Annotated in this window: 23 protein-coding genes and 1 riboswitch; of the genes, 18 read left to right on the forward strand and 5 right to left on the reverse strand. The window is 62.9% G+C overall.

The genetic code is table 11. From position 1 onward, the window contains the following. Positions 1–13 precede the first annotated feature (13 nt). The 11 genes from C2846_RS16150 (at position 14) to C2846_RS16205 (ending at position 7,965) form a co-directional block, all read left to right on the forward strand. A complete protein-coding gene (locus C2846_RS16150; RefSeq protein ID WP_119701946.1) occupies positions 14–682 on the forward strand; it encodes a riboflavin synthase in 669 nt (222 codons plus the stop codon). Positions 683–704: 22 nt separating this feature from the next. After that, positions 705–1,802: a bifunctional 3,4-dihydroxy-2-butanone-4-phosphate synthase/GTP cyclohydrolase II gene (ribBA, locus tag C2846_RS16155; RefSeq protein ID WP_080048673.1), complete on the forward strand. Its 1,098-nt coding sequence runs from the start codon at positions 705–707 to the stop codon at positions 1,800–1,802. Between the two features lie 79 nt (positions 1,803–1,881). Then, a complete protein-coding gene (gene ribH, locus C2846_RS16160; protein ID WP_080048672.1) occupies positions 1,882–2,358 on the forward strand; it encodes a 6,7-dimethyl-8-ribityllumazine synthase in 477 nt (158 codons plus the stop codon). Next, entirely contained in the window at positions 2,359–2,838 is a 480-nt protein-coding gene (nusB, locus tag C2846_RS16165; RefSeq protein WP_080048671.1) for a transcription antitermination factor NusB, read from the forward strand. A 30-nt stretch (positions 2,839–2,868) separates the two neighbouring features. Further along, positions 2,869–3,852 carry a thiamine-phosphate kinase gene (gene thiL, locus C2846_RS16170; RefSeq protein ID WP_119701966.1) on the forward strand — a complete coding sequence of 328 codons (984 nt, stop codon included), beginning with the start codon at positions 2,869–2,871 and terminating at the stop codon, positions 3,850–3,852. Continuing rightward, positions 3,845–4,342: a phosphatidylglycerophosphatase A family protein gene (locus C2846_RS16175; RefSeq protein ID WP_080048670.1), complete on the forward strand. Its 498-nt coding sequence runs from the start codon at positions 3,845–3,847 to the stop codon at positions 4,340–4,342. Before thiL ends, C2846_RS16175 begins: the two co-directional genes overlap by 8 nt. Before the next feature lie 31 nt (positions 4,343–4,373). Further along, positions 4,374–5,012 (forward strand): retropepsin-like aspartic protease family protein, encoded by a 639-nt coding sequence (locus C2846_RS16180; RefSeq protein WP_080048669.1) that lies wholly within the window; start codon positions 4,374–4,376, stop codon positions 5,010–5,012. A gap of 239 nt (positions 5,013–5,251) precedes the next feature. After that, positions 5,252–5,863, forward strand: coding sequence for a GTP cyclohydrolase II (ribA, locus tag C2846_RS16190; RefSeq protein ID WP_080048667.1), 612 nt, complete (start codon positions 5,252–5,254; stop codon positions 5,861–5,863). Continuing rightward, positions 5,863–6,300, forward strand: coding sequence for a hypothetical protein (locus tag C2846_RS16195; RefSeq protein WP_080048666.1), 438 nt, complete (start codon positions 5,863–5,865; stop codon positions 6,298–6,300). Before ribA ends, C2846_RS16195 begins: the two co-directional genes overlap by 1 nt. Then, positions 6,300–7,154, forward strand: coding sequence for a helical backbone metal receptor (locus tag C2846_RS16200; protein WP_119701948.1), 855 nt, complete (start codon positions 6,300–6,302; stop codon positions 7,152–7,154). Before C2846_RS16195 ends, C2846_RS16200 begins: the two co-directional genes overlap by 1 nt. Before the next feature lie 67 nt (positions 7,155–7,221). Beyond that, positions 7,222–7,965, forward strand: a complete 744-nt coding sequence (locus C2846_RS16205; protein ID WP_119701949.1) for an NYN domain-containing protein — start codon at positions 7,222–7,224, stop codon at positions 7,963–7,965. Positions 7,966–7,975: 10 nt separating this feature from the next. Here the strand turns inward: C2846_RS16205 and C2846_RS16210 are convergent, their stop codons facing one another. From C2846_RS16210 to dxs, 5 genes are all read right to left on the reverse strand, one after another. Then, a complete protein-coding gene (locus C2846_RS16210; RefSeq protein ID WP_119701950.1) occupies positions 7,976–11,611 on the reverse strand; it encodes an ATP-binding protein in 3,636 nt (1,211 codons plus the stop codon). Further along, positions 11,611–12,258 (reverse strand): DUF4194 domain-containing protein, encoded by a 648-nt coding sequence (locus C2846_RS16215; RefSeq protein WP_119701951.1) that lies wholly within the window; start codon positions 12,256–12,258, stop codon positions 11,611–11,613. Before C2846_RS16215 ends, C2846_RS16210 begins: the two co-directional genes overlap by 1 nt. Further along, positions 12,251–13,690, reverse strand: a complete 1,440-nt coding sequence (locus tag C2846_RS16220) for a Wadjet anti-phage system protein JetA family protein (RefSeq protein ID WP_119701952.1) — start codon at positions 13,688–13,690, stop codon at positions 12,251–12,253. Before C2846_RS16220 ends, C2846_RS16215 begins: the two co-directional genes overlap by 8 nt. A gap of 119 nt (positions 13,691–13,809) precedes the next feature. Continuing rightward, positions 13,810–15,669 carry a TonB-dependent receptor domain-containing protein gene (locus tag C2846_RS16225; protein ID WP_119701953.1) on the reverse strand — a complete coding sequence of 620 codons (1,860 nt, stop codon included), beginning with the start codon at positions 15,667–15,669 and terminating at the stop codon, positions 13,810–13,812. Positions 15,670–15,893: 224 nt separating this feature from the next. After that, a riboswitch (cobalamin riboswitch) is annotated at positions 15,894–16,105 on the reverse strand. Positions 16,106–16,112: 7 nt separating this feature from the next. Further along, on the reverse strand, positions 16,113–18,044 hold the full coding sequence (gene dxs, locus C2846_RS16230) for a 1-deoxy-D-xylulose-5-phosphate synthase (protein ID WP_080048659.1): 1,932 nt from the start codon (positions 18,042–18,044) through the stop codon (positions 16,113–16,115). A gap of 677 nt (positions 18,045–18,721) precedes the next feature. Here dxs and C2846_RS16235 point away from each other — a divergent pair. From C2846_RS16235 to C2846_RS16265, 7 genes are all read left to right on the forward strand, one after another. Continuing rightward, positions 18,722–19,156: a hypothetical protein gene (locus C2846_RS16235; protein ID WP_119701954.1), complete on the forward strand. Its 435-nt coding sequence runs from the start codon at positions 18,722–18,724 to the stop codon at positions 19,154–19,156. Between the two features lie 72 nt (positions 19,157–19,228). Beyond that, positions 19,229–21,523, forward strand: coding sequence for a heavy metal translocating P-type ATPase (locus C2846_RS16240; protein WP_119701955.1), 2,295 nt, complete (start codon positions 19,229–19,231; stop codon positions 21,521–21,523). Next, a complete protein-coding gene (locus C2846_RS16245) occupies positions 21,513–21,767 on the forward strand; it encodes a DUF2933 domain-containing protein (protein ID WP_080048656.1) in 255 nt (84 codons plus the stop codon). Before C2846_RS16240 ends, C2846_RS16245 begins: the two co-directional genes overlap by 11 nt. 1 nt (position 21,768) lies before the next feature. Continuing rightward, positions 21,769–22,428, forward strand: coding sequence for a methyltransferase family protein (locus C2846_RS16250; protein WP_080048655.1), 660 nt, complete (start codon positions 21,769–21,771; stop codon positions 22,426–22,428). Positions 22,429–22,487: 59 nt separating this feature from the next. Continuing rightward, positions 22,488–23,147, forward strand: a complete 660-nt coding sequence (locus C2846_RS16255; RefSeq protein WP_080048654.1) for a class I SAM-dependent methyltransferase — start codon at positions 22,488–22,490, stop codon at positions 23,145–23,147. Positions 23,148–23,157: 10 nt separating this feature from the next. Then, on the forward strand, positions 23,158–24,618 hold the full coding sequence (gene cls / locus C2846_RS16260) for a cardiolipin synthase (protein ID WP_119701956.1): 1,461 nt from the start codon (positions 23,158–23,160) through the stop codon (positions 24,616–24,618). A gap of 91 nt (positions 24,619–24,709) precedes the next feature. Further along, entirely contained in the window at positions 24,710–25,054 is a 345-nt protein-coding gene (locus tag C2846_RS16265; protein ID WP_131038232.1) for a hypothetical protein, read from the forward strand. The last annotated feature ends 40 nt before the right edge of the window (positions 25,055–25,094 follow it).

Genomic DNA, 25,094 nt, shown 5'->3' on the forward strand with positions numbered 1-25,094 from the left:
CGAGAGGCATCCTATGTTCACTGGCATCATCGAAGCCGTGGGTCGGATCCAGAGCATGCAGCCACGTGGTGGCGATGTGCGGGTCTACGTGAAAACCGGGAAACTGGATATGGCCGACGTCAAACTGGGCGACAGCATCGCCGTCAACGGCGTGTGTCTGACCGCCGTGGAATTGCCGGGTGACGGCTTTTGGGCCGACGTCAGTCAGGAGACCATTCGCCGTACCGCATTCACCACCCTCAAGGAAGGTAGCCGGGTCAATCTGGAGAAGGCGCTGACCCCGGCTTCGCGGCTGGGCGGCCATCTGGTCAGCGGTCATGTCGACGGCGTCGGCAAGGTCCTGTCGATGCATGAGGATGCCCGTTCCTGGCACTTCCGGATCGAGGCGCCGGCGGCGCTGGCCAAATACATAGCCGAGAAGGGCTCGATCACCGTCGACGGCACCAGTCTGACCGTCAACGCAGTGGACGGTGCGGTGTTTCACCTCAACATCGTCCCGCATACGTTGCAGGAAACCATCATGGGCGACTACCGCCCCGGGCATCCGGTCAACCTGGAGGTCGATGTGATTGCCCGCTATCTGGAACGCCTGCTGCTGGGTGACAAGGCGGCCGAGCCGGGTGCCGGTGACGGCGGCCTTAGCCTGGCGTTCCTGGCCGAAAACGGCTATCTGAAGTCCTGATCAAGGTGCCCGGGAGGGCCGCATGAAACTCAACAGTATCGAAGAAATCATCGAAGATATTCGCGCCGGCAAGATGGTCATCCTGATGGATGACGAAGACCGCGAGAATGAGGGCGACCTGATCATGGCCGCCGAAGCCTGCCAGGCCGAGCACATCAACTTCATGGCGCGTTTCGCCCGTGGTCTGATCTGCATGCCGATGAGCCTGGAGCACTGCGAACGGCTCAAGCTGCCGCTGATGGTCCAGCGCAACGCCTCCGGTTTCGGCACCAAGTTCACCGTTTCAATCGAGGCGGCCACCGGTGTTACCACCGGCATTTCCGCCGCCGACCGGGCGCGGACCGTGCAGGCCGCCGCTGCGCCTAATGCCGTGGCTGAAGATATCGTCAGCCCCGGCCACATCTTCCCGCTGATGGCTCAGCCCGGTGGTGTGCTGGCGCGGGCTGGCCACACCGAAGCGGCCTGCGATCTGGCCCGGATGGGCGGGTTCGGCGAGGCTGGGGTGATTTGCGAGATCATGAATGACGACGGCAGCATGGCCCGGCGGCCTGAGCTGGAAAAGTTCGCCAAGGAACACAACCTGAAGATCGGCACCATCGCCGACCTGATTCACTATCGCCTGCTCAATGAGCGCACTGTGCAGCGCGCAGCCGAGCAGGAGATCAACAGTGAACTGGGCAACTTCCGCCTGGTCGCCTATCGTGATAGTACCGACGGCCTGGTGCACATGGCCCTGACCCTGGGCGAGATCAGCCCGGAGCAGCCAGTGCTGGTGCGGGTGCACAACGTCGATCCGTTGCGCGATCTGTTCCAGGTGCAGGAGTCGGGACGCTGGAGTCTGCAGGACGCCATGCGCAAGGTCGCCGAGGATGGTTCCGGGGTGGTGTTGTTGCTGGGCAACCACATCGATGGTGATGCGCTGCTGGAGCATGTTCGCCAGTTGGGCGGTACTCGTGAGCAGCAACCGCGCCGGCCTACCACCTACAATACGGTAGGCGCCGGCTCGCAGATCCTGCGTGATCTGGGGGTACGCAAGATGCGCCTGCTGTCGACGCCGATGAAATTCAATGCGATATCCGGTTTCGACCTGGAAGTAGTAGAATACTTGCCCCGCGACTGATCGCACCGAATCCATGTGCCGGCAAGGCACGCGATGATGGCGCCACTGCGCGCCATCCGTTCTTTAAGAGAGAGAGACCATGACTGCTATCCGTAATATCGAAGGCGACTTCATCGCCGTCCAGGGCCGCTACGCACTGGTTGTTGGCCGTTTCAACAGCTTTGTGGTGGAAAGCCTGGTGGCTGGTGCGGTCGATACGCTCAAGCGCCACGGAGTCAAGGACGAGGACATCACTATTATCCGCGTGCCCGGCGCCTTCGAAATTCCGCTGATGGTCAAGAAGGTCGCAGAGCTCAAGCAGTTCGACGGCATCATCACCCTGGGTGCCGTAATTCGCGGTGGTACGCCGCATTTCGAGTACGTCGCCGGTGAGTGCGTCAAGGGCGTGGGCTCGGTATCGCTGGAATACGGCGTGCCGGTGGCTTTTGGTGTGCTGACGGTCGACAGCATCGAACAGGCCATCGAGCGTTCCGGCACCAAGGCCGGCAACAAGGGCGCTGAAGCGGCACTGTCGGTGGTCGAGATGGTCAGCGTCATCAAGCAACTGGGGGCCTGAGTGAGCGAGCATGATCCCCGACCGGCCCGCGCGGCCGGTCCCAAGCCATCGGCTCGGCGCAAGGCGCGCAGCCTGGCCATGCAGGCCCTGTACTCCTGGCACATGGCCGATCAGCCAGTGTCCGACATCGAGGCTCAGTTCCTTACCGACAACGATTTCAGCAAGGTCGATGGGGCCTATTTCCACGAACTGCTGACTGGCGTGCCACGCCATCTCGACGAGATCGACGGAGCCTTGGCCGATGTGCTTGACCGGCCGGTGGCCGAGGTCGACCCGATCGAACTGTCGATCCTGCGTCTGGGGGTCTATGAACTGCTCAAGCGCATCGACGTGCCCTACAAGGTGGTGATCAACGAGGGCATCGAACTGGCCAAGACCTTCGGTGCCACCGAAGGACACAAGTACGTCAACGGCATTCTCGACAAGCTGGCGCCCCGGCTACGCAGTGTCGAGGTCAACGCGGCCCGCAAGGGGCGTTGATGCCCCTGACTCGAGTCGGTTGTCATGGCGCTGGGTGAGTTTGAGCTGATCCGGCGTTATTTTCGCAGTGCAGCGCTGGAGAAGGCTGGCCCGCAGGCGGCCATCATCCAGAGCATCGGCGATGACGCCGCCTTGCTGCAGCCTGCCCCCGGCCAGCAGTTGGTGATCTCCACCGACAGCCTGGTCGAAGGGGTGCATTTCCCGCTCGACTACCTGCCTGCCGATCTTGGCTACCGCGCCCTGGCGGTGGCGGTCAGTGACCTGGCGGCTATGGCCGCCACCCCGCTTGCCTTTACCCTGGCGCTGACCCTGCCTGCTGTCCGCGAGGACTGGCTGGCCGGTTTTGCCGAGGGCTTGGCCGCTGCTGCCGCTGATCACCGGATCAGCCTGATCGGCGGCGATACCACCCGAGGCCCGCTGAATCTTGGACTCACCGTATTCGGCCAGGTTGCCGCCGGCCAGGCGCTGCGCCGTGCTGGCGCCGCGGCGGGTGATCTGCTGTGCGTCGGTGGCCCGCTGGGCGATGCTGGTGCCGGGCTGGCGCTGGTGCAGAGCCAGGCGGCCCCGCCAGCACTTGATCCGGCCGGGCGCGACTATCTGCTGCAACGCTTCTGGCGACCGCGAGCCCAGTGTGGATTGGGCATGGCACTGGCCGGTGTTGCCAGTGCCGGGCTGGACATTTCCGACGGGTTGCTGGCTGACGCCGGACATCTGGCTGCCGCCAGCGGCGTTGCCGTGCATATCCGTGCCGCCGATCTGCCCTGTTCCGCTGCCCTGGCCTGCTGGCCCGAACCTCAGCGGCTGAACTGGATGCTAGGCGCTGGCGATGACTACGTCTTGCTGTTCAGTCTGCCTGCCAGGCACAGAGCCCGGCTGGAGGCTGACGGCTGGTGGTTGCGGGTAATCGGCGAAGTGGCAGCGGGCGAGGGCGTCTGGCTCGATCAGGGCCAAGGGCCGGAGCGGGTCAGCGCATTACCCGGTTACCAACACTTCAAGGAGTCCCAGGATGGCTGAGTCCCGAGAACCCACCCCGGCATCGGTGTGGCGCAACCCTATTCATTTTCTTGCCTTTGGGTTTGGTAGCGGCGCGATGCCGCGCGCGCCCGGAACCTGGGGCACCCTGGCGGCGCTGCCGTTTGTGCTGCTGTGGCAGCAATTACCGCCTGGAGGCTATACCCTGGTGCTGATCGTCAGCACCCTGCTCGGTATCTGGCTGTGCGGACGTACCTCGCGCGACCTGGGTGTGCACGATCACGGCGGGATCGTCTGGGATGAATTTGTCGGGCTGTGGATCGCCCTGTGGCTGGCACCGCCCGGCTGGGCGTGGCTGCTCGCCGGTTTTGTGCTGTTCCGGCTGTTCGATATCTGGAAACCCTGGCCGATTCGCTGGATTGACCGGCATGTGCACGGCGGTCTGGGCATCATGCTGGACGATATCATCGCCGGGTTCATGGCCCTGGCGGTCCTGTGGCTGGCCGAGTGGGCGCTGCTGCCGCTATTCTGAGTTCATCGATGCGATCAATTCGGGAGCCCCGATGAAACGCTTGCTGATTCTGCCTGTTGCGCTGTTGGCCCCGCTGGCGTTTGCCGAGCCGGTGGTCAGAGTGGTTGGTTTGTTTTCCGGTGCGGCGGTGATCACCGTCGACGGTCAGCGACATATGCTCCGGGCCGGCCGGCCTGGGCCGCAGGGTATCGAGCTGCTCAGTGCCGACAGTCACAGCGCGACCCTGCGAATCAATGGTCAGACCCGTCAGTTCCGGCTTGAGCGCGATTACACCGAGGGCTTTGCCCAGCCGGAGCGCCAGCGGGTCAGTATCCCGCGCGGCGATGGCGGGCACTACCGTATCGCTGGCTCGATCAATGGTCAGGGTGTCCAGTTTCTGGTTGATACCGGTGCCACCAGCGTGGCCATGAGCTCGGTGCAGGCCCGACGTCTGGGTATCGACTACCGGATTGCCGGCACCCCGGTGCAGGCCGCTACCGCCAGTGGCCAGGCCAACGGCTACCGGGTGCGGCTGGATCGGGTCAAGGTCGGCGATATCGAGCTGACCGGCGTCGAGGGACTGGTGCTGGAGGGCGGCTTTCCCCTGGAGGTGCTGCTGGGCATGAGTTATCTCAGCCGGGTGCGGATGGATGATCAGGGCAGTAGTCTGGTGCTCGAGCGCCGTTATTAGGGAACCTCTGAAAAACTACCTGTGTTGGCAATACTGCGTTAAAAACAGCCTCAAAATGCTCATTTACCACACGTAAACTGCGCTTTTTCGGCTGTTTTTGCCTTGTCTTGCCTGCCTCGCCTACGTTTTTCAGGTGTCCCATAGGCACTATTCAGAGGCTTCTGACCGTCGCGGTCAGGTTCCGCACCTGCTAATATGGCTGCCCCTTTTTGTGTGCAGCGGCTGTACAGGAGTCCGGTGTGGCAGTCACCTTCATTGCTTCGTCCAAGTTGCCGACCCCGTGGGGCACCTTCACCATGCACGGATTCTTCGAGGAAGAAACCGGCAAGGAGCATGTGGTGCTGACGATGGGCGAGATCGCCGATGGCCAGCCGGTCCTCGGCCGGCTGCATTCCGAATGCCTGACTGGCGACGCGCTGTTCAGTCTGCGCTGCGACTGCGGCTTCCAGTTGGAGGCGGCGCTCAAAGCGATTGCCGATGAAGGTCGTGGGGCGCTGCTGTATCTGCGCCAGGAAGGCCGGGGCATTGGCCTGATGAACAAGATCCGCGCCTACCACCTGCAGGATGGCGGTGCTGATACCGTCGAAGCCAACGAGCAGCTTGGCTTTGGCGCCGACCAGCGCGATTACAGCATCTGCAAGCCGATGCTCGAGCATCTGGGCATCAAGACCCTCAAACTGCTGACCAACAACCCGCGTAAGGTCAAGGCGCTGGAAGAGTTCGGGGTGCCGGTAGCCGAGCGTTTGCCGCTGCAGTTTGGTCTCAACCCGCATAACCGCAAGTACCTGGCGACCAAGGCCGGCAAGCTTGGGCATATGTTGGGCAACATCCATCAGGCCGAGGCCGACTGATGTTTGATACGCGTCCGCACTGGAAAGCCCTGCAGCGCAACTGGCGCTTGCAGACCGTCGTTTCGCTGGGCCTGCCGATTGCTCTGGTCTGGTTCCTTGGCAGTTGGCAAGGTGCCTGGGAGCAAGCGGCCATCCCGCTGTTCGTGGTCGGGGTTGCTAGTGTGTTCCTTACCCTGCGGCGCTTTCGGTATTACAAGCAGGCACTGATCGAAGCTGATCGTCAGGGGCAGCAGCCCGAAGCGGAAGCGGCCTGGGCGCGGCTGCATCATCAGCAACTGCTGGGCCTGCTCAATGCCAAGCTGCCAGGCTGGATCGGCATGCTGCAGTATGTCTGCGCCGGTGAACTGGTGCCGCTGATTCTGCTGGTGCTGGCCAGCCAGGGCGTGATGCTGCTGTATCGCCCACCGGCTGCCTGGGTCCAGGCCGCAAACCAGTGATGCTGCGCTGGCTGCTGACCACACTGCTGGTGCTGGTCAGCCTGCCAGCACTGGCGGCCGAACGGATCGTCAGCCTCGCCCCTTTTCTCACTGATCTGATCGTACAACTCGACGCTGGCGAGCGCCTGGTCGGCGTGCTCGACGACGGCAACCTGCCGCCCGAGCTGGCCACGGTAACCCGGGTCGGCAGCCACCAGAGCCTGCCGGTCGAGCGTATTCTGGCGACCCGTCCCGATATGGTCCTGGCCTGGACCAGCGGCAATCCGCCGGAGTTGCTGGCACGCCTGGAGCAGTTGGGACTGCGGGTCGAGCGCTTTGACCCGCAAAGCCTGGCGCAGATTGCCGAGGTTACCCTGGCGGTGGGGCGTCTGAGCGCGACCGAAGCCCGCGCTGCTGCACTGGTCGATAGCTACCACCAGCAACTGGCGCAGTTGCACCGGCCACTGACCGAGGACTCTCCCCGGGTGTTCATTCAGCTCTGGGACGACCCGCTGTATACCATCAGCGACGCCCAGTTGATGGGCGATGCCCTGCGCCACTGCGGTGCTCGCAACATCTTCGCCGACCTGGCTATTCTGGCTCCGCAGATCGGTCGGGAAAGTGTCATTGCCGCCGACCCGGATGTGATTATCCTGCTGGCTGACGAGCGCAAGCTGGCCGCCCCCTGGCTTCAGCGTTGGCGCCAGTTTCCGCACCTGCGGGCGGTGCGTCATGAGGCGCTGTTCGTGCTCGACAGCAACACCCTGGTACGTCCGACTCCGGCTGCGGTAGAGGGGGTGAGGGTGCTGTGTGAGTTGGTTTGGCAGGAGCAGCGCGGTTTCAGTGCGCCGCATGCGGACACGATCCGGCCATAGCGCCCGCTGTTCAAGCCCGCCAAAGCATGCCAGCATGAGCCTTTCCATCACGGGCAGGAGCCGGGTTATGAGTGCAGGTAGCAATGGGCACAATGTGGGGCTGGCGGTGTTGATCGATGCGGACAATGCCAACCCGGCGATCGTCGAGGGGTTGCTGGCTGAGGTGGCGAAGTTTGGAGTGGCCAGTGTCAAGCGCATCTACGGTGACTGGACCACGCCGGCGCTGGGCAAGTGGAAGGCGGCGCTGCTGGAGCATTCGATTCAGCCGATCCAGCAGTTCGCCTATACCAGTGGCAAGAACGCCACCGACAGCGCGATGATCATCGACGCCATGGATCTGCTGTATACCGGTGAGTTTGGTGGCTTCTGTATTGTATCCAGCGACAGCGACTTTACCCGTCTGGCCTCACGCCTGCGCGAATCCGGCAAGGTGGTTTACGGTTTTGGCGAGCGCAAGACCCCCAAGCCGTTCGTGGCGGCCTGCGACCGGTTTATCTACACGGAAATCTTTACCAGCAACCCGGAAACCGAAGAAGCGGCGATCAAGCGCAAGAGTGCGCAGGAGCTGCGTCAGGATACCAAGCTGTGTCATCAGTTGCGTCAGGCCATCGAGGCCGCTTCTGATGATGAGGGCTGGGCTAACCTGGGGCCGGTGGGTAGTCAGTTGGCCAAGCAGATGCCCGAGTTCGATCCGCGCAACTATGGCTACAGCAAATTCAGCGGGCTGCTTGAGGGCATCGGCCTGTTCACGATCAAGCGCGAGAACAATCAGTTGCTGATCAAGGACCAGCGCCCAGGCAAGAAAGCCTGAGCGCGGTCACTCAAACCAGTTCTTCCATAAAGTCCAGCATCCCCTGCTGGCGGATGACTCGTCGATGCTGGGCCCACAGCTCGGCCACCCTTTCGCGGTTGAGTTGTTGCCGGTCGAGCAGTACCCGGGTGTTGAGTTCACCGACCGGCTGACGGCTGGGCACCTTGCTGAACACGAACTGGTTGCTGATCAGGTCGAGGAAGGGACCGGCCTTGCTGGTCGGCATGATGAAGATCAGTTGCAGCCCCAGGGTTTCGGTCAAGTAGCCGATCACCTCGCGTGAGCGGGTTTCGTCCATGTGCATGAAGGCTTCATCGACGATCACCATGCGCAGGTGGCTGTCGCCCTCATTGAAGCGGAAGGCGCTGGTCACGGCGGCGGCGCGAATGATATAGGCCGGGGTTTCCAACTGCCCACCTGAGCCGGTGCCGTATTCGCTGAGGCGGATCGCCGGCTTGCCCTGGGGGTGCTTGAGAATGTCGTAGCGGCGGTAGCGGCGGTAGTCGCTGAGCCGCTCCAGCTCGCGCAGGGCCTGCTGCTCGTCACCATCGAGCAGCAGCGACAGCAGCCGGTCGCGGATGCTGGCGGCGCGTTCGGACAGATTGCTGTCGAACAGGCTGGCGCCATCACCCAGGTTGGGCATCTGCATTACTTCCTGGAAGAAATCCCAGTATTCCTTGTATTCGGGCAACCAGTCCCAGTCGAACTGGAAGCGCTCGCGGTCGGCACCGAACTGGTGGTGTTCCAGCTCCAGGTTCAGTTGTTCCAGAATCCGCCGGCCGTCGTTGATGGCCTGGTGGATTTCATGGCACAGGTCGCTGACGAAGGTGGTGTTGAAGCTGTCGCGCAGGCTGGCCAGCTGGTTCTGCTTTTCCAGCAGGACGTTGTTGCGCAGGCGATTGTAGAGGTTGTCGAGCTGGCGCTGCAGGCCGCCGATATGGCGGAAAAAACCAAGGCTGTGCAGTTCGTCGGCGCAGTCGTGCAGCAACTGGTCAGCCGGCTGGGACTGCTGGTTGTACTGCTCGATGGCGCGCTCCAGACTGATCGCCTGCTGGTGCAGACGAGTGGTCAGGGTGGCGCTGTCGGCGACGAAGTCGAAGGGGCTGTGGGCCTGTTCTAGCATGGCGTCGAGCTGCTCCAGGCGCTGCTGCGGATCCAGGCCGGGCAGGCCGCTGGCGGCTTCCAGCAGATGCTGTTCGGCAGCGTCCTTGGCTTCCAGCAGGGTGTCGCTCTGGTCGGCCAGCTGGTTGATCCGCTGGCTGAGCTGGCGGTGTTTTTCGTCCAGCCGGCCATGCTCTTCGAGCAGTTCGCGCTGGCGTTGTTCGAGTTCGCGGTAGCGTTGGCTGACCCGTGACTGCTGGTCGTCCAGATCGCCGTGGTTGCCCAGATCGAGACTGTCCAGTTGCTGTTCGAGTTCGCGGAGCTGGCGCTGGCAATCGAGCAGAGCGCTGGCCCGGGCCGCGTAGTCCAGTGGTTTGATCTGGTTCAGCAACTGGGCCAGTTGCTGCAGTGCCTGCTGTTGCTGACGCAGGGCGTGACGTTGCAGGTGCAACTGCTCCAGCTGGCTTTCCTGGGCACGCAGGTTGCGCTCGCGGGCTTCGGCACCGAACACCAGTTGGCTGTCGTCGATATCGCAGCGGAACAGTGCATAGTTGCCCGAACCCAGTCCTTCGCGGGTGATGCCGCGGCGGGTCTGGCGTAGCGCATCGGCATGCTCGACACGCTGTACTCCGGCATAGGAGGCGCGCAGGTAGTACTCAGCAATCTTGTGGCCAAAGCGCATGACCTTGAGGATCGAATCCTCCGGTACGCTGAGCCGTTCGGCATCCTGGCGGGCCTTGTCGCCCTGAATCACCCGGGCGCGGTTGCGTTCGCGGCTGCTGAGCTGGCGGACGATACGGATGGCTTCGGCCTCGAAGGCCGGTTCGACCAGAATGGCGAAGCGGCTGCCGCCGATATAGCCTTCGATCGCCATTTGCCAGTCCGGGTCGAGCACTTCGACATAATCGCACAGGACCCGCGGGTCGGCCTGCGGGCACTGCTGGCGAATGGCGCGCAGGGCGTCTTCGACATAACCGGGATAGCTGACCCGGCTGGCGCGCAGGGTGCTGATCTGTTGTTCGCACTGGCTGACCTGGCGCTCCAGGCTGGTGACTGCGGCGGCGCGCTCCTGGCCCAGCCGGTCAACCTTCTGCAGCAGACTGATGCCGTCGCTGCCCTCGGCGTACAGGTGTTCGGCCAGCAGGTTGTGGCTGTGCTGCTGGCTGCGAATGGCGTCCAGGCCGGCATCCAGCGGGCTGAGGTCGATCCAGTCGCGGGCCAGCAACTGGTTGAGATCGGCCACTGGTTGCTGTTCGGCGGCCAGTACCGCCTGGCTGGTTTCCCGCCAGCCACGGCTGGCCAGTTGCGGCAGTTCCAGGCCCAAGCTGTGCTGGCTGAGCAGTTGCTGCAGGCTGCGCAGGGCTGCGACGTTCTGGTCGCGCTGGCGGGCCTGTTGCAGCAGCGGGGCGACCCCGGTCTGTAACTGCTCATGCAGCTGGCGCTGGCGACTTTCCAGTTGGTCCTTGTTGTGCAGGGCCGGGATGCCCTGACGCCGGGCTTCCAGTTGCACCAGCTCCTGATGGGCCTGCTCCAGGCGCTCGTTGGTCAGGCGCTGCTCGTCGAGATTGCTGGCCAGGCGCGCCGCCAGTTGGCGCTGTTCGTCCTTGGCCGCCAGATACTGTTTCTGATTCTGCCGCCAGGTTTGGGCTGCGGCGGCATAGTCGAGCCCGGTGCGCTCGAGCCAGCCTTCCAGGTACTGGTCGGCCTGATCGCGTGACTGCTGGAGCAGGGCCACGGCATCACGCAAGCGGCCGGCTTCCTGCTCCATGCCGTGCACGGTGCGCAGCAGTTCGCGAATCCGCCGGATGGTGTCGCCAAAGTCGCGGGCTTCCAGTACTTCTTCGGCAACGAACTGGTCGATCGACTTGACCGGTTTGTAGGCCATGAAGTTGGCGAAGGTGCGTGCGGCATTCTTGGCCTCGCGTATCGATACCGCATCACGGCGCCCGCGCAGTGCGCCATACAGCCGGGCCAGATAGGCGCTTTTGCGCTCGTAGAGTTCGACGCCGGCCTTGCCGAACTGGCGGCGCAACAGGGTCGGGAGTTCGGTAACCGGGACCACGTGGCGGCCGTCGTCGGCCTCGCGCACTAGATGCGACAGCGACAGCATTTCACCGGGAACGATCATCAGCAGCAGTTCGTTCTGGCGAGCCTGGCGGCTGCTGCCGGCGCTGTCGAGGTGGGCGCGCACGCCGATGACTGCGGTAAAGGGCTCGGCGCTTTCGCCTTGGGTCGGGTGGAACACGCCGGCGATGTAGCCGTCGGTATCCCAGGGCCGGGCGTAGGCACCATCGTCACAGCCCAGCACGTAGGAGGCCAGGGTCCGCACCTGCTTGCCGCCGCGCCCACGCTGGGTGGTTTCGTCCTGCCCGGGGTTGTAGTTGAACAGGTTGTCGTGGGCGGCGGTCATCAGGGTTTGCAGGGCATCGGCGGCGGTGGTCTTGCCCGAGCCGTTGCCGCCGGAAAACAGGTTGACCGGGCCGTACTCCAGTTCTTCGACCGGCAGGTTGCCCCAGTTCACGGTGATTGAGCGTTTCAGATACATCAGGGCGCGTCCTCGTCCAGGTCGTTGGCCTCGGGGCTGGCCAGTTGATTCAGGGCGCTGTCGGTGACCAGGCTGAGAATGCCGGGGCGGATCAGCAGCCAGGCATCCTCTTCACTGCTGTTGTCACCGGGGCTGCGGATCAGTCGCAGTTGGCGAAGGCGGCGCAACAGCGCCTGGCGCTCGCTGAGACTTTCCGGCAGCGGTTTGCCCAGCAGGTTGCGGCTGCTGAGGTTGAGGGCTTCCAGGGTCAGCAGCACCTGGCCCTGCTCGTCGACCTGACCTTCGCGCAGGGCCTTGTCGTATTCGGCGCGCAGCACCAGGATCAGGGCCACTTCCTGTTGGTTCAGGCGCTGGCGCAGGCCGGTGCGAAAATCGTCGTCGCTGTCAGCCAGGCCGGGCACTTCGGCACCGGGTGGGAACAGCCGCAGCAGGTTGAAGCGCGGCTCGTGCAGCAGGCGGATGCGCAGTATCTCAAGGTAATCCTCGACCAGTTCGCGTACCTGCAAGAAGCGGTCATAGAGCTCGGCCTCACGCTTGCTGTCGTCACGGCACAGCACACCGCGATCAAGCAGGCGGATCATCAGCTCGGAAAACTCCTCACTGCTCAGGCCGCGTTCGGCCAGTTGGGCGTTCAGGGCTTCACGCATGGTCGTCGTGTTCCAGTTCGATAATGAAGCCGTCGCGGCGGCTGAAATAGGTTTCGTCGGTAATCGTCTGGCCACTGGGCTCGATGCGTACCTGCAGGCCGCGGGCGGCATGTTCGGCGCCGGCCAGTTCGATCAGGTGACTGAGTGCCAGCAGATCGCTGGCGCTGGTGATCGGCAGGTCACGACTGTCGATTCGCTGGCGCCCGGCCAGGGCGTTGCGCAGGTAGTCGCGCAGGCCGCTGGCGTTGATGTTGAAGGCCTTGTCCAGGCGCTGCTGGGTGGCCAGTTCGTGCAGGGTGTCGTCATCCGGGGCGCCGGGGTCGCTCATCAGGCTTTGCACTGGTGGCCGCTCGCGGCGCTCGCGCAGGCGCAATTGGCCGGGGTCGAGCAGGCCCAGACCGACGCCGGCCATGAGCTCGCCGGCGGCTTGCAGGCGGGCGCTCTGCTCGGCTTCGGGCAGATTGGACAACTCCCGGCACAGGCCAACGATGTCGCTGTGCTGCTGGCTGTGCAGGTAGCTGAGCTGGCGGATGATCAGGTCGGCGCGCTGGGTAAAGCTCTGCAAGGTCTTGCGCAGGGCTGGCAGCATGATGTCCGAGGCATTGCGCAGGCGGCTGTCGATCGCATCGAGCAATTGCCACAGCACCGAGCTGCGCTCATCGCTCAGCAGGTCAGGGGCCAGGCGCCGCAGTTCGCGTTCGGCATGGGCTTTCCAGTCCCTGGGTTTGCGCCGAATCCGTTCGAGCAGCTCGAGGATGCGCTCGCGGTGACGTTCGACACTGTCGGCCGACAGGCGAATGGCCAGGTCGGGCTGAAAGCGTCGCTCCATGAATTCGAAGAACTGGTCGCTGGCCTGCTGTACCAGTTGCCGGGCTTCAACCTCGCGTACCAGTTCGCGCTTGCGCTCTTCCAGCTCGGCAATGATGTCGCTGAAGTCGGCGATGATCCGCTCGGAGTATTCATGGGCATCGAGCAGGTCGTAGACTTCGCCATGCTCGGCGAAGGCGCTCAGGGCGTTGAGGGTGTTGCGGGTATTGCGGTGGCGGGTGCGTACACTGCGCCCGTCGGCCTCGACCAGCGGCAGGGTGAACAGCCGGCCCAGGCGGCTGAACGGGTAGCTGGACTGAAAGCTGGCCTGGTCGACCTGGCGCTCCAGCCAGCCATGCTCGATCAGGCTGTTGAGAATCCAGTTGGCCTGCTCGCGGTTGTTCTTGAACCGGCCGCTGTCCTGGTCGTCGCCATCGAGCAAGGGCGCGCGCTCCAGGGCCTCGCAGAAGATATCCAGGACCTGTTCGCGGCGGGGTGATTCGCCATAGTCGGCGCGGGCACTGTACAGCCGCTCATGCAGCAGGCGCAGGCATTCGACGATCTGTTCGCGGTATTTGCTGGTGAGCGGGCGGAAGAAGTGCTGGCGCTCGTCGGTGAAGAACATGCGGCATCCGATGCGATGAAAACCAAGCGCGCATTATGCCTTAACTGGTGCTTGGCGCGGCAAGCCGCAGGCGACCAACTGACGACCCGAGTCAGATCGGGCCGTCAGTTGCAGGGTGGTTACAGCTGTGGAGTCCAGGTCACGGCCAGCAAGGCGCTGCGACCCTGTTCGCGGTAGGGGTGGTCAATCGACGGCGCCGGCCAGAAACCCGTGGGACGTGAGTAGGTGCCCAGGTGGTAGTCGCGGTCCAGCACATTGCTCAGCTTCAGGTCCCAGCGCAGCGCCGGGCTGGCTCGCCAACTGGCGCGCAGGTCCAGGGTGCCGTAACCGGCCAGGGTGTCGCTGTTGGCCGGATCGGTGTAGCGCTGGCTGAACAGCTGCCAGGTGCCGCCAAAGGACAGGTCGCCAAAGCTGCGATCCAGATCCAGGCTCAGGTGTCGGCGGGCGCGCAGTTGCAAGGTTTTGCCAGTGGCCCGGTTGCGTGGATCGATGAAGCTGATGGCGGTGCGGCTCGACCAGCCGAACAGGTCGCGGCTGATGGCGGCCTCGAAGCCGTTGACGCGGGCCTTGTTGATGTTGTCCATCTGGAAGGTGCTGCTATTCCAGTTGATCAGGTCCTTGATGTCGTTGCGATACAGCGAGGCTTCGAGCTGGCTGTCGAGCACTTCGGCGCGCCATTGCAGTTCCCAGCTTTTTGACCGCTCGGGATCAAGGTCCGGGTTGCCGCCCCAGCCCGGAGGCGCATACAGGTCATTGAAGGTGGGGGCGCGGAAGCCTTCGGCGTAGCTTAGAATCCATTGCTGGCGGTCGCCAGCCGGTACGGCCAGCGCGGCGTTCCAGCTGTTGTGATTGCCGAAGTGCTGGTTGTCGTCGTGGCGCACACCCAATTCGGTGGCAAAGTTCTGCTGGGTCCAGCTGTGCTGGATGAAGCCGGCCAGATTCTCCCGGCGCGTCTTGCTGTAGGCGTTGGTCGAGGACAGGCGGTCGCGGTGCCAGTCGCTGCCAACGCTCAGGCGCTGTTCCGGGCTGAGTTGCAGGTGGTTGAGCCAACTGGCTGAATCCCGGGTGGTTTCGATGCGGCCATCGTTCCAGGGACTGCCGGAGCCAACCGTCTTGTTGCGGTCATAGCTTTGGCCGAGCTCCAGGCGGCTTTGCCAGATCTCGGTCAACTGACCTTGCAGGTGGCCGTTATAGCTGCTGACCCGGAACTGGTCTTCGGGGAAGCCGGGGAACAATTCATAGGCATCGTCGAATTCGTTCTTGCCACGCTGGTCGTTGAGGCTGAGCCCGGCTTGCCAGTCAGCATTGAAACTGTGGTCCAGACGCAGCATCAGCGCCTTGTTGCGTTGGCCGTCGCGGTCACGGTCATTGCCCTGCTTGTCGGTGGTGCGGTCGAAGCCACGGCTTTCATCCAGGGTGGCGCCAAGCATGTAGCGGGTCTGCTGGTCACCGCCGCTGAGGGTCAGGTTGCGCTCAACTGTATGGTTGCTGCCAAAGCCCAGGCGCACGCTGGGGTTGAGGCCGGGCTCGCCCTGGCGGGTGAAGATCTGAATAACGCCGCCGATGGCGTCGGCACCATACAGCGAGGAGCGTGGGCCACGAATGACCTCGACCCGCTCGATATTATCGATATTCAGGTAGTCCAGGCGAGCAATGCCGCTGGTCGTGGAGGCAATGCGCTGACCGTCGACCAGAACCAGCGTTTGCGCGGTGTTGCTGCCGCGCAGGAAGTAGGCCGGAATCCCGCCATTGTTGTTCTGCTGCAGGCCCGGTACCCGGCTGAGCAATTCCGGAACGCTGCGGGCCTGCAGGCGCTCGATATCGGTACGGGTAAACACGCTGTTGGCCGCCAGGGCGGCTTCGCGAGGCTGCTCAATCCGCGAAGCAGTGATCACGGTATCCGGCAGGTCGATGGCGGTATTGGCCTGGACGATGCTGGCGGCCAGCAGGGCAGGAGTCAGGGGCAGAAATTTTTTCATTATCGGTCCTCAAAAGGTCAGGCTTTTGAGGAGGGCGGGAAGTCAGGAGGGCGGTCGGCGCAATGCACCGGGGGCGGCCGCACGCTGACCAGTGCCGCCCTCCGCGGCACCTCAGCAGGTGAGCCCCTGAAAACTAGCTGCGTTGGCAATACGGCGTTAAAAATGGCCTTGTCTTGCCTGCCTCGCTGACGTTTTCAGCAGCTCCCCTGGGAACGCCATAAGGGCGTTCCCTGGAATACTGGGCCGGTCTCCGGGCTCAGGATGTGAAGAAACCGCCTTCCCATGCCGTAAAAGCACAGTGGCGTTGTGGTTTCCCTGCAGGTGTTAGCCTGCGATCCTTTACCGTTGCGGGGGCAGCGTCGGGGTTGCACCGACTTCCCGTTTCACCCGGTGGCTTGATCAAGCCAGGCCGGGCACCCAGTACTTCTGGAAGCGGGGGGACTCTATGACTTTGCGCTGACCGGGTCAAGCGCAGCCGATGGCTGGTCGTCGCTGGTCAGGCTGCTCAGGCGTTGGCGGATGCGCTGTTCCAGAGCGGCGGCGTCCAGTCCGCACTCGGCCAGCATTTGCCGAGGTTTGGCATGCTCGACATAACTGTCCGGCAGGCCCAGGTTGAGCACCGGAATGTTGAGGCCTTCAGCGTGCAGCCACTCGTTGACGGCACTGCCGGCGCCACCCATCACGGCGTTCTCTTCAACCGTAACCAGCAGTTCATGGCTGCTGGCGAGTTGGCGGATCAGTTCGCCGTCCAGCGGTTTGACGAAGCGCATGTTGGCGACGCTGGCATCCAGTGATTCGGCGGCCAGCAGCGCGTTGGCGTGCAGGGTGCCAAAGCACAGAATGGCGACCCGGCTGCCCTGGCGGGTGATAACGCCCTTGCCGATTGGCAGGGGTTTGAGCTCGGGATCGATCGCCACGCCGGGGCCAGTGCCGCGCGGGTAACGTACCGCCGCCGGGCCGTTGTGCAGATAACCGGTGGTCAGCATCTGCCGGGTTTCATTCTCGTCGGCCGGGGCCATGACCAGCATGTTGGGCAGGCAGCGCAGATATGACAGGTCGAAGCTGCCGGCGTGGGTGGGGCCGTCTTCGCCAACCAGACCGGCGCGGTCGATGGCGAACAGTACGTCCAGATCCTGCACTGCGACATCATGGATCAACTGATCGTAGGCCCGTTGCAGGAAGGTCGAATAAATCGCTACCACCGGCTTGGCGCCTTCACAGGCCATGCCGGCGGCCAGAGTCACGGCATGCTGTTCGGCAATCGCTACATCGAAGTAACGCTCGGGGAAGCGCTCGCTGAAGGCAATCAGGTCCGAGCCTTCCTTCATGGCAGGCGTGATGCCAATCAGCCGTGAGTCCTCGGCGGCCATGTCGCACAGCCACTGGCCGAACACGTTGGAGAACTTTGGCTTGCTCATGCCGTTACTGGCCGGTTTGGGCTCGAGCTTGGTGATGGCGTGGTAACCGATCGGGTCGGCTTCGGCCGGTGAGAAGCCCTTGCCTTTCTTGGTGATCACATGCAGGAACTGCGGACCCTTGAGGCTGCGCATGTTGCGCAGGGTGGTGATCAGGGTCGGCAGATCATGGCCATCGATCGGGCCAATGTAGTTCCAGCCCAGTTCCTCAAACAGGGTGCCGGGCACCAGCATGCCCTTGGCGTGTTCCTCGGTGCGTCGCGCCAGCTCCCAGGCCTTGGGAATCTTCGACAGGACCTTCTTGCTGCCTTCGCGCATGTGCGCGTAGGTGCTGCTGGACAGGATCTTGGCCAGGTAGTTGGACATGCCTCCGACATTGCGCGAGATCGACATGTCGTTGTCGTTGAGCACGACCAGCATGTCGGGCTCGACGTCGGAGGCATGGTTGAGCGCCTCGAAGGCCATGCCGGCGGTCAGTGCGCCATCGCCGATGACTGCGACCGTGCGGCGCTCGAGCCCTTGAAGGCGGGCGGCAAGGGCCATGCCCAGCCCGGCGCTGATCGAGGTACTGGAGTGACCGACGCCGAAGGTGTCGTAAGGGCTTTCGCAGCGGCGCGGGAAGGCCGCCAGGCCGTCTTTCTGGCGCAGGGTCGCCATCTGCTCGCGCCGACCGGTCAGGATCTTGTGTGGATAGGCCTGATGGCCAACGTCCCAGATCAGCCGGTCTTCCGGGGTCTGGTAGACATAATGCAGAGCAACGGTGAGTTCGACCACGCCAAGCCCCGCGCCGAAATGACCGCCAGTCTGGCCCACTGTCCAGAGCAGGAACGCCCGCAGTTCATCGGCCAGTACCGGCAGCAGTTCTTCGTCCAGCTCACGCAGGCGTGCGGTGTCGTCAATGCTGTCCAGCAAGGGCGTGCTGGGGCGTTCACGGGGTATTTCGTGGAAGGTGCTAGGCATTAAACAGTGCTCTGGGTGCCACTCGGCATGGCGGGAAATCAAGCGCACAGTTTAACCGATTGGCTGGCGATGCCCAACTGCCCGACAGAATCGGCGGGCTGGGCGATGTACAGCTATCTTGATCTGTATCAAGGGTCCGACAGTTCAAGGGTGTAGAGTAAATCTGTACTAAGCCGAGAGACGCCTATGTCCATGCCTTTGGATGTCTTCAGCACTACGCGTTCACCCTGCCCGCCATGGGTTGGGAGGGTGCTGCTGTGGTTGATGTTGCTGCTGGCGTCGCCGATGGCCTTGGCTCATGTCGGGTCCCACGCCGATGTGCCTCGTTTGTCCGAGACCGCCGGGCTCGAGTCCGGAGCTGCGCTGTGGCTGAGCGATGAGAGGCCAGACTGCCACCATCAAGACACGGAACATCTAGCTCCTGCGCTCTTGCCGCGTGCCGAACGTACCGAGCCTGGCGCGGGGCACTACTTCCCAGTGGCTAACCCGGTCTGTCAATGGTCGGTGATGCCCGTACTGCCAACTGCGCGCCAATCCCCTCACGCCGTCAAGCGGCCCCTTTACCTGTTGACCCAGCGCCTGCGGCCTTGAGTGGCGTAGCGGGACCGGCTGGCCCCGTCCGGGGCATTTTCACACATAGGTAATTGAGCAGGCGTGAGCCTGCGGGGAGCGCGATCATGATGAGTTTGCAACGTAAGCATATGGTTGGCCTGAGCTTGGCTGTCGGGCTGGCGGGCGCGTCGTTCATGGCCTTGGCCCAGGGCATGATGAACCAGATGCACGACAAGCACGGCGGGATGATGAAGCAGGGTATGGGGCCCTGCATGATGATGGGCGAGATGCCGATGGAAGGCGGGATGGCTGGTGCGGGCATGCCGGAACAGCATCAGGCCCGGATGCAGGAGATGCGGGAGCTCAAGGGCCAGATGCAGGCCTTGCTGGCGCAGGATAGTCCTGATCCAGAGCAGGTCGGGGCGCTGCATGACCGGATGGCGGCAGCGCATCGCGACATGTTGGTCAATTGTGTGCGCGAGCGTGGCGGCAGCCCGGTAACGGCTGTTGAGCCTGCGGCTGAGGCGTCAGAAGACGACGAGCACGCCGGGCATCACTGACCGTACAGCGTATGGCAGGGCCTGTTGGGCTCTGCCTGTCGGTGTTCCCTACCCGTGTCTGGAGTGCCCGTCATGAGCACCATTGAAAGTGATATCAGCGAGTATGAGTTGACAGTACCTGGCATGGGTAGCGACCACTGTGCCGGGATCGTCAGGCAAACCCTGCAGCGGCTTGAGGGGGTTGCTGAGGTTAGGACCAATATAGCCAGCCACCACGTTAGCGTCAGTGTCCGCTCGGGGACTGACGACTCACAGCGGCTGCGGCAGGCGGTGGAGCGCGCCGGCTATGATGTGGCTGCCGTGCGCCGAGGCTCTGCGGCCGATGAGGCGGATGCGGCTGAGGTTGAGGCGCAATATCTGGCGCAGGCGCGTCGGCGGCTGTGGATTGCCGGGGTTCCCGCCACCCTGATCATGTTGCTGATGGTGCCGCACATGTTCTGGCAGCCAGTACCGGGCTATTTGGCCATGGTGGCCGTGCTGGCCTTTCCGGTGGTGTTTCTGTTCGGTGGCGCGGCTACGCACAAGGCGGCGTGGCGCTCGCTGACCAACCGTACCCTGAACATGGATGTTCTGATTTCGCTGGGTAGCCTGCCGCCCTACTTCATCGGGTTGGTGGGGTTCATCTTTCCCATGACCTCGTTCATGGAAATGGCGGCGACCATCATGACCTTCCACCTGCTCGGGCGTTATCTGGAGGCCAAGGCCAAAGGCCGGGCCTCGCAGGCGATTCGCCGGCTGCTGACCCTGGGCGCCAAGACTGCCCGGGTCGAGCGCGATGGCGCCGAGCTGGAACTGCCGGTTGGAGAGCTGCAGCCTGGCGACATCATGGTGATCCGGCCGGGCGACAAAGTCCCCACCGACGGTGAGGTGGTCGAAGGCGAAAGCCATGTCGATGAATCGATTGCCACTGGCGAGTCGGTTCCGGTCTACAAGGAAGTTGGTAGCCCGGTAATTGGGGCCACCATCAACAAAGAGGGGCGCTTGCGGGTCCGGGCTACCCGGGTCGGGCGCGATACCTTCCTGGCTCAGGTGATTCGTCTGGTAGATCAGGCCCAGGGCTCGCGCGTGCCGATCCAGGAGTTCGCCGACCGCATGACCGGGCGTTTTGTGCCTCTGGTGGTGCTGATCTCGTTGCTCAGCCTGGCCGCCTGGCTACTGTTTCCCGAAACTCTGCGGCCGATCCTGTACTGGGGTGCCCAATTCCTGCCCTGGGTCAACCCGCAAGCCGACGGCCCGGTGCTGGCCGTCCTCGCCGCCGTTGCGGTGCTGGTCATTGCCTGCCCCTGTGCGCTTGGCCTGGCTACGCCGACTGCACTGATGGTCGGTTCCGGGATCGGGGCCGAGCGCGGCATCCTGATTCGCTCCGGTGAAGCGATCCAGACCTTCAAGGACATCAAGGTCATGGTGCTGGACAAGACCGGCACCATTACCCGTGGTGAGCCTCGTCTGACCGAGGTTGTGGCGGCGGCAGGGGTTTCCGAACAGCATCTTTTGCACTTGGCCGCCAGTGTGGAAAACGCCTCTGAACATCCGATTGCCCGGGCCATCGTCGATGGCGCCAGTGAGCGTGGAGTGGCGGCCGCTGAGGTGACCGGGTTTCGCTCCATTGGTGCACGGGGCGTAGCAGGCCGGGTCGGGGACGAACAGATTCTGATCGGCAACCGTCGGCTGCTCGTGGAGCAGGGCATAACCGCGCTTGAGAGCCTGGATGAGTCGCTACAACGGCTGGAGGCGCGAGGTTGCACGGTGGTGATCGTGGCCGGTGATGGCCGGGCCCTGGGGTTGGTGGCAGTGGCCGATACCGTCAAAGGCGAGTCGGCTGAAGCGGTCAGGGGCATGCACAAGCTGGGATTGCATGTGGTGATGATCACTGGCGATAACGAACGTGCCGCCCGGGCGGTAGCCGAGGAGGTAGGAATCGATGAGGTGCAGGCCGGTGTGCTGCCCGAGGGCAAGGTCGATGCCATCCGCCAGTTGCAGGCCCGCTACGGTAACCATGTCGCGATGGTTGGAGATGGCATCAATGATGCGCCGGCGCTCAAACAGGCCAATGTCGGTATTGCCATTGGGGCCGGCGCGGACGTGGCCATCGAGGCCGCCGATGTAACCCTGGTGCGTGGTGAGCTGACCGGCGTGGTTGAAGCCATGCAGTTGTCCCGTTCGACCTTCGACAAGATCGTACAGAACCTGATCTGGGCCAGTGCCTACAACGTCGCAGCCATTCCGATGGCCGCGGTCGGATTGTTGCACCCAATGATCGGGGTGATTGCGATGACCGCCAGCTCGTTGTCGGTCATCGGTAACTCGTTGCTGCTCAAGCGGCGCTTTGCACGCATCGGGCAGGCCGGAGGTGTTCATGAAGCATAAGCCTGTTAGTCGTCAGCAGTCCGAGCTCGGAGCGCTGTCCGGCCTTCCTCGTCCCAGGCGTTACTGGCTGGCGTTTGCCGGATTTGCACTGATCGCCGGGTTTTTTTTATGGCAGGAACATCGCGCCCACCTATTGGGTGCGCTGCCTTGGCTGATTCTGTTGGCCTGTCCGCTGATGCATATTTTCATGCATCGCGGCCACGGCCACTCGGGTCATGATACCCACAAGCCCAGGGAGAAGTGACATGCACTCTGATGCGTCTGGATATGGGTTGTGGGGGCTGGTGATTATCAACTCGGCAATCTTTATCTTTTTTGCCTTCAGTTTCTTCAAGCCGAAAACGCGGCGTGACTGGCGATCCTTTGGCGCGTTCAGTGCGTTCCTAGTCGCGCTGTTTGCAGAGATGTATGGTTTTCCCCTGACTCTGTTCTTCCTGGCGGGTTGGTTGCAAAGCCGCTATCCGGGGATCGACTGGTTCGCCCATGACAGCGGGCATTTGCTGGAAATGCTGTTCGGGTTGCAAAGCGCTCCCCATTTCGGCCCATTTCATCTGCTCAGTCTGCTCTTGATTGGCCTGGGCTTCTACCTGATTGCCCAGGGATGGCGGACTCTTTATGCCGCTCAACAGCAGCAGGCGTTGGCCACCAGTGGGCTGTATGCCCATGTTCGCCACCCCCAGTACCTGGGGTTTATGCTGATCATGTTGGGCTTCCTGCTGCAGTGGCCAACACTGCTTACTTTGGCGATGTTCCCGGTCCTGGCCTGGATGTATGCCCGTTTGGCCGTGGCTGAAGAAGCGGAAATAGCGGCCCAGTTCGGGGATGAATGGCGTGACTACGCGGCGCGTACGCCCCGCTTCCTGCCGCGTTGGCAGCTCGGTCGGCGTGGGGAGGGCAAGCCCTGAAGCGATGACGAGGATTTCGGCTAAGCTCAGGACATGCTCTTGTGTCGCCAGGAGGGTAGATGAAACGCGCTGACTCGACGTTTGTCCCGGCTTTGGGGTTTCATCGCTTGACGCCACTTTATGATGCTGTGGTGGGACTTACAACGCGTGAGAAGCGCGTCAAACAGGCGCTGATCGCACAAGCCGGTCTGGCTCCCGGATTGGAGGTGCTGGACCTGGCCTGTGGCACCGGAACCTTGGCGGTCTGGGTCAAGCGGCAGTATCCGAGGCTCAGCATGAGCGCAGTGGATGCCGACCCGGCGATTCTAACCTTGGCCAGACGCAAGGCCGACAAGGCGGGGATCAGTGTCGACTTTGCTCAGGCCATGTCCCAGGCCTTGCCCTATGCCGATGCCCGGTTTGATCGGGTGCTCTCCAGTCTGTTCTTTCATCACTTGAGCTGGGAGGTAAAACAGCGCACTGCGCGGGAGCTGTTTCGGATCATCAAGCCGGGCGGCCAGTTGCATGTCGCGGACTGGGGCAAGCCCGAAAACCCGCTGATGCGTAGCCTGTTCCTGTTCATCCAGTTGCTTGATGGTTTTGCCAATACCGGGGACAACCTGGCCGGCCGGCTGGTACCACTGTTTGAAGCAGCGGGCTTTGTCGAGGTAACCCAGGCCAGGACCTTCAATACCCTGTTCGGCACCATGGCGCTTTATAGCGCCGTCAAGCCTGGCTGACTGAGTAGCGATGGCTGAGAATCTTGTGACAGCACCAGCCAAACGTCGGCGCTGGCGCCGCTGGCTGATGGTTGCGGCGCTGTTTCAGATTATGGGCTTGGTTTCATCGGTGGATGCGATGATGTCGACCCGCACGGCGCCGGGGGCGGTGGCCTGGATTGTCTCGCTTAATGCGATGCCTTATGTCGCGGTCCCGGCCTACTGGGTGTTTGGCCGGACCAAATTTCAGGGGTACGTCAACGCCCGGCGCGATGAGGATTCTGAGCTGAGCCAGGCCTTGATGGCGAAAATGACCGAGTTGCGAAGTCAGCGGGCGACGCTGGCCTACGACAATAAACATCTGGCGGGTGTTGAGCGGTTGGCCAAACTGCCGTTTCTTGAAGCCAATCAGGTGTCATTGCTGGTTGACGGCGAAGCCACGTTCGCCAGTCTGTTTGCCGGCATCGAGGCGGCCGAGCGCTACCTTCTGGTGCAGTTTTACATCGTGCGCGCCGATGACCTGGGTATGGCCCTGCAGGCCCGCCTGATTGACAAGGCCCGGCAAGGGGTTGAGGTGTTTTTTCTCTATGATGAAATCGGCAGTTATGCGTTGCCGGCCGACTACCTGCAGGCGTTGCGTGAGGCCGGGGTGCAGGTGCATCACTTTCACTCGACCCGAGGACGTGGCAACCGTCTGCAGTTGAACTTTCGCAACCACCGCAAGATTGTCGTCGCCGACGGTGCACGGGCCTGGGTTGGCGGCCTCAATGTCGGAGATGAGTATTTGCAAGGGCATGCCCGGCTCGGCCCTTGGCGGGATACCCATTTGTTGATCGAGGGTCCGGCCGCGCTGGCGTTGCAACTGGTTTTCTGTGAGGACTGGCACTGGGCAACCGAGGATATTCTCGATTTGCCCTGGGAGCCGAGCATACCCAGTCATCATGCGGCGCCGGTGCTGATTCTGCCATCGGGTCCGGCGGACAGTTTTGAAACGGCCAGTCTGATGGTTCAGCAGGCGATTCACTCGGCCCATCAGCGGATCTGGATTTCCAGCCCCTATTTCGTACCCGATGAGAGCGTCCAGTCGATGCTCAAGCTGGCGGCGATCAATGGGGTGGATGTCCGTATTCTTATCCCCCAGCGTCCGGACAATCCCTTGCTGTATTTTGCCGCCTACGCTTTCCTTGGCCCCTTGCTGGAGGCCGGCGTCAAGGTTTATCGCTATGAGGGCGGCTTTTTGCACGGCAAGAGCTTTTTGGTCGATAACGTCGGCGCCGGGGTGGGCACGGTCAATCTGGACAATCGCTCGTTCCGGCTTAACTTCGAGGTCACCGCGCTGGTTATTGATGCGGCTTTTGCCCGCGAGGTCGAGCTGATGTTCGAGCAGGACTTTGCTCGCTCCCGCTTGATGCACCGCGACGATCTGGATTCGCTGTCGTTGTGGTACCGGGTAGCGGCCCGGGCGGCCTATCTGTTTGCGCCAGTGTTGTGAGCGCCTTGGCGTTGATCTTGATCAAACCATTGATTGGTGAAGATGCTAGTCTTTACCGTATGAAACTCAATCCCGAATGGTCGGACTGCTGATGCCTGCCTTGCGTGCTTGCTTGGGTGCTCTGCTGGTGACTTTGCTGCTGTCGTTCAATACGCTGGCGGCGACGTTGCTTGCGGCCCAGGCGTGCCTGGTTGATGAGCCGGTCATGATGCACGGCCTGCATGAAGACTGTGCCGACATGGGCACTGCTGACTGGCTGAGCAGTACCGCCGAGTTGCTGTGTGACAGCGGGCTGGACTGCCAGTTGAGTGCCGCTGCCCTGGTGGGCGGAGGCCAGTTGTCCGGCATCCTGCCCAAGAACACACTTGTTCCCGCTACCCATGCCGGCGCCAGCCCGGCCATGAACTACCCGCTCTGGCGTCCCCCGCGCCACTGACTCCTGTGTGAGCCCCGGACCAACGGCTTGACCGTTGAGG

This window comes from Pseudomonas jilinensis, from assembly GCF_003586265.1.
GTDB classification, from domain to species: Bacteria; Pseudomonadota; Gammaproteobacteria; order Pseudomonadales; family Pseudomonadaceae; genus Halopseudomonas; species Halopseudomonas phragmitis.